The 15,128-nt window shown below is 70.8% G+C and carries 15 protein-coding genes and 1 pseudogene; 3 read left to right on the top strand and 13 right to left on the bottom strand.

What is annotated here, in order from left to right; all coding sequences use genetic code 11:
- Positions 1-152: 152 nt before the first annotated feature.
- The 10 genes and pseudogenes from rpsO to rimP form a co-directional block, all read right to left on the bottom strand.
- Positions 153-422 carry a 30S ribosomal protein S15 gene (gene rpsO, locus ABH927_RS08370; RefSeq protein ID WP_370019611.1) on the bottom strand — a complete coding sequence of 90 codons (270 nt, stop codon included), beginning with the start codon at positions 420-422 and terminating at the stop codon, positions 153-155.
- Positions 423-584: 162 nt separating this feature from the next.
- Complete coding sequence (locus ABH927_RS08375) at positions 585-1,547, bottom strand: bifunctional riboflavin kinase/FAD synthetase (protein ID WP_370019613.1); 963 nt, start codon at positions 1,545-1,547, stop codon at positions 585-587.
- A 106-nt stretch (positions 1,548-1,653) separates the two neighbouring features.
- Positions 1,654-2,583, bottom strand: coding sequence for a tRNA pseudouridine(55) synthase TruB (truB, locus tag ABH927_RS08380; RefSeq protein ID WP_370019615.1), 930 nt, complete (start codon positions 2,581-2,583; stop codon positions 1,654-1,656).
- Positions 2,584-2,707: 124 nt separating this feature from the next.
- Positions 2,708-3,721 carry a bifunctional oligoribonuclease/PAP phosphatase NrnA gene (locus ABH927_RS08385; RefSeq protein WP_370019617.1) on the bottom strand — a complete coding sequence of 338 codons (1,014 nt, stop codon included), beginning with the start codon at positions 3,719-3,721 and terminating at the stop codon, positions 2,708-2,710.
- A complete protein-coding gene (gene rbfA / locus ABH927_RS08390; protein ID WP_370019618.1) occupies positions 3,718-4,206 on the bottom strand; it encodes a 30S ribosome-binding factor RbfA in 489 nt (162 codons plus the stop codon). The genes ABH927_RS08385 and rbfA overlap by 4 nt, the downstream gene beginning before the upstream one ends.
- 48 nt (positions 4,207-4,254) lie before the next feature.
- A complete protein-coding gene (locus ABH927_RS08395) occupies positions 4,255-4,554 on the bottom strand; it encodes a DUF503 domain-containing protein (protein ID WP_370019620.1) in 300 nt (99 codons plus the stop codon).
- 64 nt (positions 4,555-4,618) lie between these two features.
- The gene (gene infB, locus ABH927_RS08400; RefSeq protein ID WP_370019621.1) at positions 4,619-7,786 is read right to left on the bottom strand and encodes a translation initiation factor IF-2; all 3,168 of its coding nucleotides are present in this window, start codon (positions 7,784-7,786) and stop codon (positions 4,619-4,621) included.
- Between the two features lie 238 nt (positions 7,787-8,024).
- On the bottom strand, positions 8,025-8,318 hold the full coding sequence (locus tag ABH927_RS08405; RefSeq protein ID WP_261587111.1) for a YlxR family protein: 294 nt from the start codon (positions 8,316-8,318) through the stop codon (positions 8,025-8,027).
- Positions 8,302-9,303, bottom strand: a complete 1,002-nt coding sequence (nusA, locus tag ABH927_RS08410) for a transcription termination factor NusA (protein WP_370019622.1) — start codon at positions 9,301-9,303, stop codon at positions 8,302-8,304. The genes ABH927_RS08405 and nusA overlap by 17 nt, the downstream gene beginning before the upstream one ends.
- 143 nt (positions 9,304-9,446) lie before the next feature.
- Positions 9,447-9,899: pseudogene (gene rimP, locus ABH927_RS08415) on the bottom strand (ribosome maturation factor RimP); the annotation flags it as partial.
- A gap of 182 nt (positions 9,900-10,081) precedes the next feature.
- Here rimP and ABH927_RS08420 point away from each other — a divergent pair.
- Together ABH927_RS08420 and ABH927_RS08425 are read left to right on the top strand one after the other, a co-directional pair.
- The gene (locus ABH927_RS08420; protein ID WP_370019623.1) at positions 10,082-10,609 is read left to right on the top strand and encodes a hypothetical protein; all 528 of its coding nucleotides are present in this window, start codon (positions 10,082-10,084) and stop codon (positions 10,607-10,609) included.
- A 2-nt stretch (positions 10,610-10,611) separates the two neighbouring features.
- Positions 10,612-11,118: a ferritin-like domain-containing protein gene (locus ABH927_RS08425; protein WP_370019685.1), complete on the top strand. Its 507-nt coding sequence runs from the start codon at positions 10,612-10,614 to the stop codon at positions 11,116-11,118.
- A gap of 47 nt (positions 11,119-11,165) precedes the next feature.
- Here the strand turns inward: ABH927_RS08425 and ABH927_RS08430 are convergent, their stop codons facing one another.
- Positions 11,166-12,908, bottom strand: coding sequence for a proline--tRNA ligase (locus ABH927_RS08430; protein ID WP_370019624.1), 1,743 nt, complete (start codon positions 12,906-12,908; stop codon positions 11,166-11,168).
- A gap of 112 nt (positions 12,909-13,020) precedes the next feature.
- On the bottom strand, positions 13,021-13,707 hold the full coding sequence (locus ABH927_RS08435; RefSeq protein ID WP_370019625.1) for a hypothetical protein: 687 nt from the start codon (positions 13,705-13,707) through the stop codon (positions 13,021-13,023).
- Positions 13,708-13,804: 97 nt separating this feature from the next.
- Here ABH927_RS08435 and ABH927_RS08440 point away from each other — a divergent pair, with 97 nt between their 5' ends.
- Positions 13,805-14,818 carry an acyl-CoA dehydrogenase family protein gene (locus ABH927_RS08440; protein ID WP_370019626.1) on the top strand — a complete coding sequence of 338 codons (1,014 nt, stop codon included), beginning with the start codon at positions 13,805-13,807 and terminating at the stop codon, positions 14,816-14,818.
- Here ABH927_RS08440 and ABH927_RS08445 read toward each other — a convergent pair.
- Positions 14,804-15,109, bottom strand: coding sequence for a hypothetical protein (locus tag ABH927_RS08445; protein ID WP_370019627.1), 306 nt, complete (start codon positions 15,107-15,109; stop codon positions 14,804-14,806). The genes ABH927_RS08440 and ABH927_RS08445 overlap by 15 nt on opposite strands.
- Between the last annotated feature and the right edge of the window lie 19 nt (positions 15,110-15,128).

The following is a 15,128-nucleotide window of genomic DNA, read 5'->3' on the forward strand; positions in this document are numbered from 1 at the left end:
ACTTGTCTGTCGGGTCGAGTCGGCCTTCCGGCTTCCTCTCCCTGTCGGCTATTCAGTTGTCGGCTATTCAGTTTGCTCGGCACCGGGGCCGCTTGATCGGCGACTCGCCGGGCCAAGAGAAAGGAGCGGCGAGGACCGCCGCTCCTTTCGCACTATCGGCGCAGGCCGAGCCGCTCGATCAGCGACCGGTAGCGCGTGATGTCCTTCGCCTGCAGGTACTTCAGCAGCCGGCGACGGCGGCCGACCAGCAGGAGCAGACCACGACGGCTGTGGTGGTCGTGCTTGTGGGTCTTCAGGTGCTCCGTGAGGTCGCTGATGCGCTTGCTGAGCAGCGCGATCTGGACCTCCGGGGATCCGGTGTCACCCTCGGTGGTGCCGTACTCGGTGACGATGGCCTTCGTGGTGGCGGTGTCGAGCGACACTGCTTCTCCTTCTCATGGGAGGCACGCGGAACACTTCCAGCCCGCGAACGACCGTGCGTGCCTACAGTCGCCGTGACAGGCCAGCCGGATGGCGCTGAGCGCCACCTGAATATGGCCGACATGCAAGGCTACCACCGCAGCTCAGCGACCCGCACAATTCCGTCAGGCGGCGGGCCCGCCTTCGGCCGTGAGACGGCGGGCCTCGGCCACGTCCGTGTGCATCTGCTCGATCAACGCGTCGATCGAGTCGAACTTGAGCGTGTCGCGGAGCCGCTCGAAGAAGTCGACCGCCACGTGCGCCCCGTAGAGATCGAGGTCGTCCCGGTCCAGGGCGTACGCCTCGACCGTGCGCTCCACCCCCTCGAAGGTCGGGTTCGTCCCGATGGAGATGGCCGCGGGCCACCGCTGCCCCTCGTACGGCGAAGGCGCCTGAGTGCAGTGCAGCCACCCGGCGTAGACGCCGTCGGCGGGGATCGCGGTGTGCTGCGGCGACTCGACGTTGGCCGTGGGGAACCCCAGCGCGCGGCCGCGCTGGTGGCCGCGGACCACCACGCCCTCGACGCGGTGCGGGCGGCCCAGCGCGTCGGCGGCCCCCGCGACGTCGCCGGCGGCCAGCCGCTCCCGGATCAGCGTGGACGAGATCGCCTCGCCGTTGCTCACCAGCGGAACGCCCACCGCCACGAAGTCGTACTTCTCGCCCAGCTTCCGCAACGTCTCCAGATCGCCGGAGGCCTTGTGGCCGAACCGGAAGTTCTCCCCCACCACGACCCTGACCGCGTGCAGCCGGTCGACCAGCGCCATCTGCACGAACTCGTCCGGCGACATCCGGGAGAACTCCAGCGTGAACGGCAGCACGCACACCGCGTCCACGCCCAGCGCCGAGAGCAGCTCGGTCCGGCGGCGCGGGCTCGTCAGCTGCGGCGGATGGCTCCCCGGCCGCACGACCTCGTCGGGATGGGGATCGAAGGTGACGGCGACTGAGGGAACCCCGAGTTCGCGGGCCAGCTCGACCGCGCGGGCCACCATCTGCTGGTGACCGTGGTGCACCCCGTCGAAGACGCCGATCGTGACGACGGACCTGCCCCAGTCCTCGGGCACGTCGTCCAGTCCGTGCCAGCCCTGCACCTCGACCTCGATTCCTGTACGGCTTGCCAGCAGTAGACAAGCCTCCCATGCCCGGCCGCCATCGCGGGAGCCAGCCCCCGGACAGTGGTCTCCGGACATGCGGTCTTTATGACACGAACACCGCGAGGGGCCTGGCCGCGCCTCCGCGTTCCTCGACAAGCGCGAGCAGCGTCCCGTCGGGGGCGAACACGCCGACCGGCCCGGGGCCGAGCCCGGTCGCGGGGAGCCGGCCGCCGTGCGCGACCAGACGCGCCTCCTCCTCCGTCACGTCCCTGCGCGGGAACGCGGCGGCGACGGCGCCGGCCATGGGAAGGATCACGCACTCGCGGGCGAGCTCCTCGATCGTGCGGGCCGACTCGATGCCGTACGGCCCGACCCTGGTGCGGCGCAGGGCGGTGAGGTGGCCGCCGACGCCGAGCGCGGCGCCGAGGTCGCGGGCCAGTGCCCGGATGTAGGTGCCGCTGGAGCAGGTGATCGTCGCGTCGATGTCCACGACGTCCAGAACATCCCCGGCGGCATCCCCAGCGACCCCCGGGCGGCGGATGCCCGTGACCTCGAAGGCGTGGATCGTGACGGGACGGGCCGCGAGCTCCACCTCCTCGCCGGCGCGGGCCCGCTTGTAGGCCCGCTCGCCGTTCACCTTGATGGCGCTGACCTGCGGTGGAACCTGCATGATCGGACCGGTGAGCGCGGCGATCCCCTTGTGCACGTCCTCGTCCGCGACGTGCCCCGCGGGGGTGGTCGCGGTGACCTCGCCCTCGGCGTCGTCGGTGTTGGTCGTGACGCCGAGACGGATCGTGGCCTCGTAGACCTTCTCGGTAAGCGCGAGATGCCCAAGGAGGCGGGTGGCCTTCTCCACGCCGATGACGAGGACGCCGGTGGCCATCGGGTCGAGCGTGCCGGCGTGGCCGACCTTGCGCGTCCCGGCGATGCCGCGCATCTTGCCGACCACGTCGTGCGACGTCCAGTCGGCGGGCTTGTCCACGATGATGAGCCCGCTCGGCGGAGGGGTCCGCCGGGGCCTAGCCGTACTCATGACAGGTCCAATGCATGGTCACGAAACGAGGATACGCAGGTCACACAGGTTTCCGAGGAATACGCGCATGATCACGCCGTAGGTCTCGGCAGGTCATGCGGTGTCCCGGGGAACCCGTGCATGATCACGGCCCCAGGAGTGGGAGGAGGGACGCCATCGTCTCGTCGGGAGAGGTCCGGGACGAGAAGCCGGCCGCGCTGCGGTGGCCGCCGCCGCCGAGGGCGGTGCAGGCCCGGCCCACGTCGACGGCGCCCTTGGAGCGCGTCGAGACGTTCCACACGCCGTCGTCGCCCTCCTTCAGCACCACCGCCACGTCCGCCTCGTCGACCCGGCGGACGACGTCGATCACGCCTTCCACCTCGTCGTACGGCAGGGCGTTGGCGGCCCGGTCCGCACGGGTGACGTAGGTCCACACGAGCCCCAGGCCACCGGCCTCCGACGGCTCCAGCGTGACCCGGTCGAGGGCGGCGCCGAGCACCCGCAGATAGGCGAACGGCGACCGGTCCCACAGCTCGCGGGCGATCTCGTCCGGCTTGAGCCCGGCGGCGATCAGCCGTCCGGCCATGGCGTGTGCGGCCGGTGTGGTAGCCGAGTAGCGGAACGACCCGGTGTCGGTCACCAGCCCGGTGTAGAGGCAGGTGGCGACGTCTTCGCCGACCGCGAGCCCGAGCCGGTTGATCAGCTCCTCGGTCACCATCGTGGTCGACGCGGCCCCGGGATCCACGAGATGGAGCGATCCGAACCCCGTGTTGGACACGTGGTGGTCCAGCACAAGGAGCTCTCCGGCCTTGCCCGCGTTGGGGATGAGCAGGCCCAGCCGGTCCATCGTGGACGCGTCGAACGTGATCATCAAGGGCGGCTCGGCCGGGTAGGCGGAGGGCTCCACCAGCAGCTCCTGGCCGGGCAGGAACCGCAGCAGCCGGGGCACGGCGAAACCGCGGTCCCCGAAGGACGCGACGACCTTCTTCCCGGTCTCCCGGAGGGCCAGGCCGAAGCCCAGCATCGACCCGAGCGCGTCCCCGTCGGGAGACACATGGCAGGCGAGCGCGACCGAGCCCGCGCGGCGGACCAGCTCGGCGGCCCGTTCCCAGTCGGCCTCGGCGACAGCCGTACCGTGCCCCTTAGCGTGCGTGGTCACGTCGTGCGATGACCCGCACGGCCGGACGTCTCGTCCTCGCCGTCCTGGTCGGCCGCGTCGCCCTCAAGGTCCTCCTCGAACCGGTAGGGATCGGCGTCCCCGGCGAACTGCGCACCCTCGGCCTTCTTGGCGATCTCCTCGTCCTTGGCCCTGGCCACGGCGAACAGGTCGTCGAGGTGGCGGGCGCTGTCGGGCAGCGGGTCGTGGACGAACGTGAGCGTGGGCGTGTGCCGCAGGCCGGTCTGCCGTCCCACCTCGGACCGGATGATCCCCTTGGCACTCTCCAGCGCGGCGGCGGTGTCCGCCCGCTCTGCCTCGGAGCCGAAGACGGTGTAGAACACCGTCGCGTCACCCAGATCGGCGGTGATCCTGGCGTCGGTCACCGTCACGAACCCGAGCCGCGGATCCTTGATCCGCCGCTCGAGCATCTCGGCGACCACCTGCTGGATGCGGTCGGCCAGCTTCCTGGCGCGCGCTGCGTCCATGCTCACGCTCCCTCGTTCGATGTACGGCTGACGCGCCGGCCTGGCCGTCTATTCCTCGTGGTCGTTGAAGATCCGCTGCCGCGCGGACAGCAGCTCGATCTCGGGGTGGTGGGCGACCACTCGCTCGCACGCGTCGAGCACCTCGTCGCAGTTGGCCGCCGAGGCCGACACCACGGCCACGCCGATCTCCGCGCGGCGGTGCAGATCAAGGTGGCCGGTCTCGGCCACGGCGATACCGGGGAACCGCCGCTGCACCTCGGCGATGAGCGGGCGGACCACGGAGCGCTTCTGCTTCAGCGAATGCACGTCGCCGAGCAGGATGTCCAAAGTAAGGGCACCGACATACATGGCAGTGTCACCACGATGCCGACGTGCGGCCGCCGCCCCCGGGCGGGGGCGGCGGCGCGACACGTCAGGCGCGCGGCTTCTCCTGCATCTCGAACGTCTCGATGACGTCGTCGATCTTGATGTCGTTGTACCCGACACCGATACCGCACTCGAAGCCCTCGCGGACCTCGGTCGCGTCGTCCTTGAAGCGGCGCAGCGACGAGACGGTCAGGTTGTCGGCCACGACGACACCGTCGCGGATGATGCGGGCCTTGCTGTTGCGGGTGATCGTGCCCGAGCGGACCAGAGCACCGGCGATGTTGCCGATCTTCGGGACCTTGAAGACCTCGCGGACCTCGGCGGTGCCGGTCCGGACCTCCTCGAACTCCGGCTTGAGCATGCCCTTGAGGGCCGCCTCGATCTCCTCGATCGCCTGGTAGATGACCGAGTAGTAGCGGATGTCGACGCCCTCGCGCTCGGCCAGGTCGCGGGCCCGGACCTCCGGGCGCACGTTGAAGCCGATGATGACGGCGTTGTCGTCCGCGATCGCCAGGTTGACGTCGTACTCGGTGATCGCACCGACGGCGCGGTGCAGAACCCGGAGGTTGACCTCCTCGCCCACGTCGATCTTGAGCAGCGCGTCCTCCAGGGCTTCCACCGAACCGGAGACGTCACCCTTGATGATGAGCTTGAGCTCGTCGACCTGGCCCTTCTCGAGGTCCTTGAACAGTTCCTCGAGCGTGCGCCTGCGGCCGGACTTGGCCATGTCGGCGATGCGCTGCCGGGCCGCCCGCTGCTGGGCGATCTGACGCGCCATCCGGTCGTCGGAGACGACGATGAAGTTGTCACCGGCGCGCGGGACGGCGGTCAGGCCCAGGACCAGGACCGGACGCGACGGGTCGGCCTCGTCGACCGTGTCGCCGTTGTCGTCCAGCATCGCCCGGACTCGGCCGAAGGCCTCGCCACAGACGATCGAGTCGCCGACCCGCAGGGTGCCGCGCTGCACGAGCACGGTCGCCACCGGGCCACGGCCCTTGTCGAGATGCGCCTCGATGGCCAGGCCCTGGGCGTCCATGTCCGGGTTCGCCCGGAGGTCGAGCTCGGCGTCCGCCGTGAGCAGGATGGCCTCGAGCAGATCGTCGATGCCCATGCCCTGCTTGGCGGAGATGTCCACGAACATCGTGGACCCACCGAACTCCTCGGCCACCAGGCCGTACTCGGTCAGCTGGGCCCGGACCTTGGTCGGGTCCGCACCCTCCTTGTCGATCTTGTTGACCGCGACCACGATCGGCACGTCGGCCGCCTGGGCGTGGTTGAGCGCCTCGATGGTCTGCGGCTTCACACCGTCGTCGGCCGCCACCACGAGCACCGCGATGTCGGTCGCCTGGGCGCCACGGGCACGCATGGCGGTGAACGCCTCGTGACCCGGGGTGTCGATGAAGGTGATCTTGCGCTGCTCACCCTCGTGCACGGTCGACACCTGGTAGGCGCCGATGTGCTGGGTGATGCCGCCGGCCTCACGCGCCACGACGTTGGTGTGCCGGATCGCGTCGAGCAGCTTCGTCTTACCGTGGTCGACGTGACCCATGACGGTCACGACCGGCGGACGCGGCGCGAGGTCGGCCTCGTCACCCTCGTCCTCGCCAAACTCGATCTTGAAGGACTCGAGAAGCTCGCGGTCCTCCTCCTCCGGGCTGACGACCTGGATGACGTAGTCGAGCTCGGCGCCGAGCAGCTGCAGCGTCTCCTCGTTGACCGACTGGGTCGCGGTCACCATCTCGCCGAGGTGCAGCATGATCTGCACGAGCGAGGCGGGGTTCGCGCCGATCCGGTCGGCGAAGTCCGACAGGGACGCGCCGCGCGGGAGGCGGATCGTCTGGCCGCCGCCACGCGGAGCCTGCACGCCGCCGATCGCCGGCGCCTGCATGTTGTCGAACTCCTGGCGCCTCTGACGCTTCGACTTGCGGCCACGAGTCGGACGGCCACCGGGACGCCCGAAGGCTCCCGCCGTACCGCCGCCACGGCCGCGGCCGCCGCCGCCCGGACGACCGGCGAAACCGCCGCCGCCGCCCGCACCGGGACCGCCACCGGCGCCACCCGGACGACCGGTGCCCGCGGCACCCGTGCGGGGACCGCCGAAGCCGCCACCGCCACCGGGACGACCGCCGCCGCCACCACCGGGACGGCCACCGCCGCCACCGCCGGGACGACCGCCACCGCCGCCACCGCCACCGGGACGACCGCCACCGCCGGCGCCGCCACCCGGGCCGGCCGGCCGGCCCTGCGGCATCATCATCGGGTTGGGACGCGGACCACCGGGACGCGGACCACCGGCGCCGGGACCCGGGCGAGGACCGCCCGCACCGGGGCCGGGACGCGGGCCGCCTGGGCCGGGACGCGGACCACCCGCACCCGGAGCACCCGCGCGGGCGCCCGGCGGACGCGGCATGGCGCCGTCACGCGCGCCGTCGCGGCGCGGCTCGCGGGGACCACGATCACCACGGTCACCACGATCGCCGCGGTCGGGCCGGTCGCCACGGTCCGGGCGCTCGGCGCCGTCACGGCTGCCGGGACGCGCCGGGCGCTGTCCCATGCCGCTGGCGTTGGAAGAGAACGGGTTGTTACCCGGACGCGGGCCACGGGGACCCGGCTTGGGAGCACCCGGACGCGGAGCCCCACCAGAGGGGCCGGCGGACGCGCCGGGCGCGGACGCCGGACGCGGGGCCGGAGCCGGCCGAGGGCCGGGCTTCGGCGCGCCTGGCCCCGGACGGGGGCCGGACGCCGCGGGACGGGCCACGTCGGGACGCGGAGCCTCCTGACGGGGCTCGGGACGGGCCGCCTCCGGACGCGGAGCCTGCGGACGGACGGCCTCGGGCGCCGCCTCGGGCTGGGCGACCGGCGGGGCCGGGTGCGGCATCGGAACCGGACGCGGAGCGGGCCGCGGACCCGGCTTCGGGGCCGGCCTGGCCGCGTCGGCGGACGGGGAAACGGGCGCCGGTGCGGCGCCACCACTGGCCAGGCTCTCTGCCGGCCTCGGCGCAGGCCTCGGCTGCGCCGGACGGGGAGACGGCTTACCGCCGCCCCTGGAGGCGTCGCCCTTGCCGAACGCCTCTGTAAGTTTGCGGACGACCGGCGCCTCTATCGTTGAAGACGCCGACCTCACGAACTCGCCCATTTCGGTGAGCTTGGCCATCACGACCTTGCTCTCAACTCCGAACTCCTTGGCGAGTTCGTATACCCGGACCTTCGCCACTGCACTCCCTAACTCGGCCCGGGAGGCTAGCAGTGCCGCCGGACCGTCGCTACCTGGACGTACTCATCGCCGCGTGCTCATCAGGCGCTCATAGCAATCTGACTCCGCCCATCAACTCGGCGTCCTACATGACAGTTTTTCTTCGTGCGCGGCCCCAGGCCGAATACTGGGGCCAATGCTGCCTGATCCCATGCCGATACCGGCTGTGAGAACAGCAGTGGTAACCATTCACCCGGACTTACTCCGAGTCAAGCCCCTCCAGGTGAGCCCGCAGACACGCGACGTCGAGCGCCCCCTCAGCGCGAAACGCGCGAGGAAACGCCCGGCGGCGTTCGGCGAGCTCCAGACAGCGCAGGGACGGATGCAGTGACGCACCACGCCCCGGGAGCCGTCCTCGCAGGTCGGGAACGATGACGCCCTCGATCACTACCAGGCGGAGCAACTCGGACTTTACCGTGCGAACCCGACAGCCCACACACGTTCTGAGCGGGGCTGCCTGGCCACCGTGTTCCAGCTTACCTTGCCGACGCATCTGCGGGATCGGCCGGTGCCTCCTGAGTGTCCGGCCGGATGTCAATGCGCCATCCGGTCAGACGCGCGGCAAGCCGGGCATTCTGCCCCTCTTTGCCGATGGCCAGGGACAACTGGTAATCGGGCACGGTGACCCGGGCGACACGGCCGTCCGGATCGATCACCTCAACACGGGAAACACGCGCCGGCGAAAGCGCATTCCCGACGAATTCGGCCGGATCCTCCGACCAGTCGATAATGTCGATCTTCTCGCCGTGCAACTCGGTCATCACGTTACGCACGCGGGAGCCCATGGGCCCGATGCATGCGCCCTTGGCGTTGACCCCCGGCTTGCGGGACCTGACGGCGATCTTCGTGCGGTGCCCCGCCTCGCGGGCGATGGCGGCGATCTCCACGGTGCCGTCGGCGATCTCGGGCACCTCCAGCGCGAACAGCTTCTTCACCAGGTTGGGATGCGTGCGCGACAGCGTCACGGAGGGGCCCTTCGGCCCCTTCTTCACCTGCACGACGTAGCAGCGGATGCGCTCGCCGTGGACGTAGTCCTCGCCGGGGACCTGCTCGTTGTGCGGGAGGATCGCCTCGATCTTGCCGAGGTCGACCAGCACGACCCTCGGGTCCTTGCCCTGCTGGATGATCCCGGCCACCAGCTCGCCCTCGCGACTGGCGAACTCGCCGAAGTTGATCTCGTCTTCCGCGTCGCGCAACTGCTGAAGGATGACCTGCTTGGCCGTCGTGGCCGCGATCCTGCTGAAGTTGCCCGGGGTGTCGTCGTACTCCCTGACGACCTCGCCGCTCTCGTCGAGCTCGGCCGCCCAGATGCTCACGTGCCCCGACAGCCGGTCCAGCTCGGCGCGGGCCTTCTGCGCCGCGCCCTCGGTGCGGAAGTACGCGATCAGTAGTGCGTCCTCGATCGCCTTGACGACCAGGTCGAAGGAGATGTCCTTCTCCCGCTCCAGGCTGCGCAGGACGCTCATGTCAATGTCCACAAGGCTCCCCCTTAGCCCTCGTCGTCAATGTCGTCGGTGCGGCCGTCGATGTCCGCGTCACCAGCATGGCTGGCTGGGTGGCCGTCGAAGACATCGTCTGAGTCTTCTTCGGAGCCGTCTTCAAGGCCGTCTTCAAGGTCGCCGTCCGCTCGGTTGAACTCGACCTGCACCCTGCCTCGGAGCAGCTCGGCGAGCGCGAGGCGGCGCGACCCGTCCAGCTCCACGCCGGACTCGTCCGCGCCGGTCACCCGCCCCTCCGCCGAGGTGCCGTCCCGCAGCTCGGCCTTGACCAGCCTGCCCTTGGCACGCCTCCAGTGGCGCGGCTCGGTCAGCGGCCGGTCGACTCCCGGCGAGCTGACCTCCAGGACGTACGGACTGCCGCCCAGAACGTCGGTGTTGTCGAGCTCCTTGGAGATCGACTGGCTGACGTCGGCCACGTCGTCGAGGCTCACCCCGCCGTCGCGGTCCACTACAACACGCACCAGCCGCCGCTTGCCCGCCGGAGTGATCGTCACATCCTCCAGGTCGAGCCCCTCGGCGTCGACCACCGGGCCGAGAAGCTCCACGAGGCGGTCGCGTCGAGCGTCGTTGCCCATGCCGACCTCCCATTCACTGGCGTACCTCGCCCGATGTGCCAACAGCCTATCGACAACGCGGGACGGAAATAGCGCCACACCCGGGCGGCGAGCCGACACGGGCGCGATGATCGCGAGAAGCGATGACCACTGGGTGGCGCGCCGTACGATGCTATGTCGTGGAACAGACGAGCGGGGCCCGGATGACTAGGCGTGCCCTGCTTGGCACGGCCGCGGCCGGGCTGGCCGTTTCCGGCTGCTCGTTCCGCACGGGTCAAGGCTCCGGGAAGACCGGTGCCCACAAGCCGCCGGATCCTCAGACCGTGCTGCTGATCTCCCTGATCGCGGCCAAGGAGCAGATGATCGCGCTCTACCAGCGGGCGGCGCTGTCGGACGCCAAGCGGGCCGGCACGCTGGAGCAGTTCCGCCAGCGTCATGTCGCCCATCTCGCCGCACTGCGCAAGCTGCTTCCCCGGGACGCCGCGCCGACCCCCTCGCCCTCCCCTTCCCCTTCGGAAGCCTCCGGTTCCCCTTCGCAAGCATCCGGTTCCCCTTCGCAAGCATCCGGATCGGCGGTGTCCGCCGGCCGGCTGCGCGACGCGGAGCGCCGGGCGGCGGCCGGGCGGCCGGCTCAGACGGCGGGCGTCTCCCCCGCGCTCGCCCAGCTCCTGGCCGGCATCGGCGCCTGCGAGGCCGTACACGTGATCGCGCTGGGGAGGCTGCGTGATTGACTGTGACTGACGCGCTCGCCAAGGCCCTGGCCGCCGAGCATGCCGCCGTGTACGCCTACGGGGTGGTCGGCGGGAAGACCACGGGCAGGCTCCGCGCCCGCGCCTCGATCGGGTTCGACGCCCATCGGGCTCGGCGTGACCAGCTCCGCACGCTGATCGCGCAGCGGGGCGGCACGCCGTCGGAACCCGGGCCGACCTACCAGTTGCCGTTCGAGATCACGACGGCCTCTGACGCCGTCCGCCTCGCCGTGCTGGTCGAGGAGCGGCTCACCACCGCCTATCTGGAGCTGGCCGCCGACCCGGACGCGTCGCTGCGGCGCCTCGCCGCGCTCGCCGCCCAGGAGTGCGCGACCCGCGCGTACGGCTGGCGGCCCGCGATCACCGCGTTCCCCGGCATGCCCGGGCTGGGGGCGTCACCCACGGCGACCGCCGGCCCCACGCCGTCCCTCGACCCCACTCCGCCGCTCGACCCTTCATCGCTGGTCGAGGAGCCCGCCGACACGCAATGAGCCGGGCCCGGTCGACCGGGCCCGGCTACTTGCCGACGCGGCGGCGATCAGGCCTGGCAGGCCGCCAGGACCCGGTCCACGGCCTCGGAGAGCGGGATCTCCTCCTTGGTCCCGGTCACGCGGTCGCGCAGCTCAACGACGCCCTGGGCGAGCCCGCGGCCGACGATCAGCACAGTGGGCAGGCCGAGCAGCTCGGAGTCCTTGAACTTCACACCGGGGGACACGCCCGCGCGGTCGTCCACCAGGACGCGCAGGCCGCGCGACTCCAGCTCCTCGGCGAGCTGGGTGGCCACCTCGATCTGGTTCTCCTTGCCGGTGCCGACGAGGTGCACGTCGGCCGGGGCCACCTCGCGCGGCCAGACCAGGCCCAGCTCGTCGTGGCGCTGCTCGGCCAGCACGGCGACCGCGCGTGAGACGCCGACGCCGTAGGAGCCCATCGTGATCCGGATCGGCTTGCCGTCCGGCCCGAGCGCGTCGAGCCCGGCGGCGTCGGCGTACTTGCGGCCGAGCTGGAAGATGTGACCGATCTCGATGCCGCGGTCGATCGACAGCGGGTGGCCGCAGCGGGGGCAGGAGTCCCCGGCCCGGACGTCGGCCGCCTCGATCGTCCCGTCGGCCTCGAAGTCGCGGCCCGCGACCACGTGCGCGGCGTGCTTGCCGGGCTCGTTCGCCCCGGTCACCCAGGCCGAGCCGTCGACCACGCGGGGGTCCACGAGATAGCGGATGCCGAGCGACTTGAGGACCTGCGGGCCGATGTAACCGCGAACCAGGCCGGGATACCGGACGAAGTCCTCCGCCTCGAAGATCTCGGGGACGCCGGGTGAGACCGCCGCCTCCAGGCGCTTGAAGTCGACCTCCCGGTCGCCGGGCACGCCGATGATGAGCGTTTCGGCCTTGTCGGATCCCGGCGTGCGGACCTTGACCACGACGTTCTTCAGCGTGTCGGCGGCGGTGATCCCCAGGCCGTGGTGCTCGTTGACGTAGCCGACCAGCGACTCGATGGTGGGCGTGTCCGGCGTGTCGAGCACTTCGAGCGCGGGGTGCCCGGTCGTGACGGCGGGCGGCGCGGGCGTGACGACGGCCTCGGCGTTGGCCGCGTAGCCACAGTTGTGGCAGGCCACGAAGGTGTCCTCACCGGTGGCGCAGGGAGCCAGGAACTCCTCCGACGCCGAGCCGCCCATCGCGCCGGACATGGCGAAGACGACGCGGTAGTCGATGCCGAGCCGGTCGAAGATCCGGATGTAGGCCTCTCGGTGCGTCTCGTAGGAGTGCTTCAGGCCGTCGTCGTCGAGGTCGAAGGAGTAGGAGTCCTTCATGACGAACTCCCGGCCGCGCAGGATGCCCGCCCGGGGGCGCGCCTCGTCGCGGTACTTCGTCTGGATCTGGTAGAGGGTCACCGGGTAGTCCTTGTAGGAGGAGTACTCCCCCTTGACCATGTCGGTGAACATCTCCTCATGGGTGGGCCCGAGCAGGTAGTCGGCGCCCTTGCGGTCCTTGAGGCGGAAGAGCGTGTCGCCGTACTCCGTCCACCGGCCGGTGGCCTCGTAGTAGTCGCGGGGCAGCAGCGCGGGGAACAGCACCTCCTGGGCGCCCATCCGGTCCATCTCCTCGCGGACCACCCGCGTGATGTTCTCCAGGACGATCTTGCCGAGCGGCAGCCACGAGTAGATGCCGGGGGCGACACGGCGGACGTATCCGGCGCGGACGAGCAGCTTGTGGCTCGGCACTTCCGCGTCCGCCGGATCCTCACGCAGCGTGCGCAGGAACAGGGTCGACATACGCAGCAGCACGGCTACTCCTTGCTCGTTGGAGATCTCGCGACAGAGACCGCGAGAGAGACGACGTGAGCCAAGGTTATCGACTCGCGGACGCGTCTCGCCTCCTCTATAGGCTGTACACCTTCTACAGCGCGTACACGGCGGTGAGGACCGCGGCGACGCCCGCGGCGCGGGTACGGCCCGCCCACGACCGCCGCGACAGGACCACACAGAGCAGCCCGAGCACGAGCGCCGTACCGGCGAGCCACGGCAGGGCGGGGCCCCTGTCCCAGGTCACCATGCCGTGCCATTTGACCGTTCCGTTGAAGCTTGCGCTCTCGGCCATGTCGGTGAGGAACAGCAGCGCGAGCACGCCCGCGGCCACGTCGCCCCAGGGGGAGCGTGAACGGGCGAGATACGCGAGCGCCCCTATGGCGACCATCCGGAAGAGGATGCCGTCCACGGCGACTCCGCCGCCGGGGAATTCGATGAAGTCCGTGCCGCCCACGCTCATGATCAGGCCAGGGAAGACCGCGCCGAAGGTCGTGAGGGCGGCGTTGAGCAGGGCCCATCCCAATCCCGCGGAAAGGTAGCCGCTCACGGCGACGACGCTCACCAGCAGAGCGGACATCGCGATCCTGAGCACAGGACTGGAGGCGACGCCGGACAGCAGCGTCCCGGCCACGCCCACCGGGACGCCGGCGAGAAGCGCGACGAGGATGTGGCCCTGAATGCGACGTGCGCACCGGTCCAGGGTGGCGAAGTCTCCCTCCGAGGTCTCCTCCTCGGCGAAGCAGGACGGGATGTTCATCGACTGCGATCCGATCTTCAATTACTGCACCAGTCACGAGCAGTCTATATGGACGTCAAATAACCCCAATAACGGCCATGCTTATCATCAACAAGTGACCGCTTGGTATCCTCGCGGCGTGGACGAGCGAAAGGAACTGCGCGAAGCCGTCCGGGCCTTCCTCGGAGAGGCCACCGGGGTCACGTGGCGGCGGTTCGCCGGGGAGCTCGGCGCCGCCGGGCTGGCCGTCCCCGAGGAGTACGGCGGAGCCGCATGCGGGTTCCCTGAGGTGGCGATCGTCTGCGAGGAGATCGGCCGGGCCCTGTCGCCCCTCCCCTACCTGTCAACGGTCGTGCTGGCGGCCTCCGCGATCCTGGAGTCGGGCGACCGCGAGGCGCGGGGGCGGCTGCTGCCGGCGATCGCCGAAGGGGCCATCACGGCCACAGTGATCTTCCCCGACGACGCGGACCTCTCGCTGGACGGCGACCGGCTCAGCGGGCTCGCGCCGTACGTCATGGAGGGCGAGCTCGTGCTCGCCTATGTCGACGGAGCTCTGGTGGAGGCCGAGCCGTCGGCGCGCAGGCCGTACGTCACCTTGGACACGACCCGGCCGCTGGCCGAGCTGACCTTCGACGCGGTGCCCGTACGGGGGATCGGCGACGCGCGGGCGGCCGCCCGGGTGCGGGACCTCGGCATCGCCGGGCTGGCCGCGGAGCAGGCGGGCGGGGCGGCCCGCTGCCTCGAGTCGGCGACCGAATACGCCAAGAGGCGCTACCAGTTCGGGCGGCCCATCGGCTCGTTCCAGGCGATCAAGCACAAGCTGGCGGACATGCTGCTCAGGGTCGAGTCCGCCCGCTCGGCCGCCTATGCCGCCGCCGAGGCGAGCGCGGAGGAGCTGTCCGTCTACGCCGCGATGGCGGGCTCGTACTGCACCGAGGCATACCTGAGCACGGCGGGCGAGAACATCCAGGTGCACGGCGGCATCGGGGTGACGTGGGAGCACGACGCCCATCGCTACTTCAAGCGGGCGACGTCGGACGCTCAGCTCTTCGGGCCGCCCGAGGCGCATCGTGCCCGGCTGGCGCGGGCCGTGTTCACAGGAGGCCTTGAAGCCTTCCCAGACCGGCCAGCAGCGCCGTCAGCGCGACCGTGACGGCGAGGACCGAAGCCGCGCCGGTGGCGTGGGCCGCAGGAGCAGCACGAGCACCAGGGCCAGAGCCAGGCCCGCCCAGTCCTGCCAGGGATAGCCCCATTCGACCGCCACGCAGCATTCACCGCTCTCGCGGGTGAACAGACCCTGAAGCCACAGCTGAAGCGACAGCACCGCGGGGATCGACTGGCCTTGCAGGAGCGTCGCCAAGGGGATCCACAACGGAGCGGCCGGTGGCGGATCCGACCACTGGGGCGGCGCCTTCGACCCCTGCATCGAGTACTTCACCGACATCTGGGACGCCTACTCCGGC

The organism is Planotetraspora sp. GP83 (assembly GCF_041262585.1).
In the GTDB taxonomy this organism is placed as follows: domain Bacteria; phylum Actinomycetota; class Actinomycetes; order Streptosporangiales; family Streptosporangiaceae; genus JAOEGB01.

What these genes read in the sequence shown, in the direction of transcription:
- rbfA (WP_370019618.1), bottom strand. Translation starts at nt 4,206, where the DNA reads ATGGACGCAGCGCGCGCCAGGAAGCTGGCCGACCGCATCCAGCAGGTG.
- ABH927_RS08420 (WP_370019623.1), top strand. Translation starts at nt 10,082, where the DNA reads ATGACTAGGCGTGCCCTGCTTGGCACGGCCGCGGCCGGGCTGGCCGTT.
- ABH927_RS08405 (WP_261587111.1), bottom strand. Translation starts at nt 8,318, where the DNA reads ATGCGTCGGCAAGGTAAGCTGGAACACGGTGGCCAGGCAGCCCCGCTC.
- ABH927_RS08445 (WP_370019627.1), bottom strand. Translation starts at nt 15,109, where the DNA reads ATGTCGGTGAAGTACTCGATGCAGGGGTCGAAGGCGCCGCCCCAGTGG.
- truB (WP_370019615.1), bottom strand. Translation starts at nt 2,583, where the DNA reads ATGAGTACGGCTAGGCCCCGGCGGACCCCTCCGCCGAGCGGGCTCATC.
- ABH927_RS08395 (WP_370019620.1), bottom strand. Translation starts at nt 4,554, where the DNA reads ATGTATGTCGGTGCCCTTACTTTGGACATCCTGCTCGGCGACGTGCAT.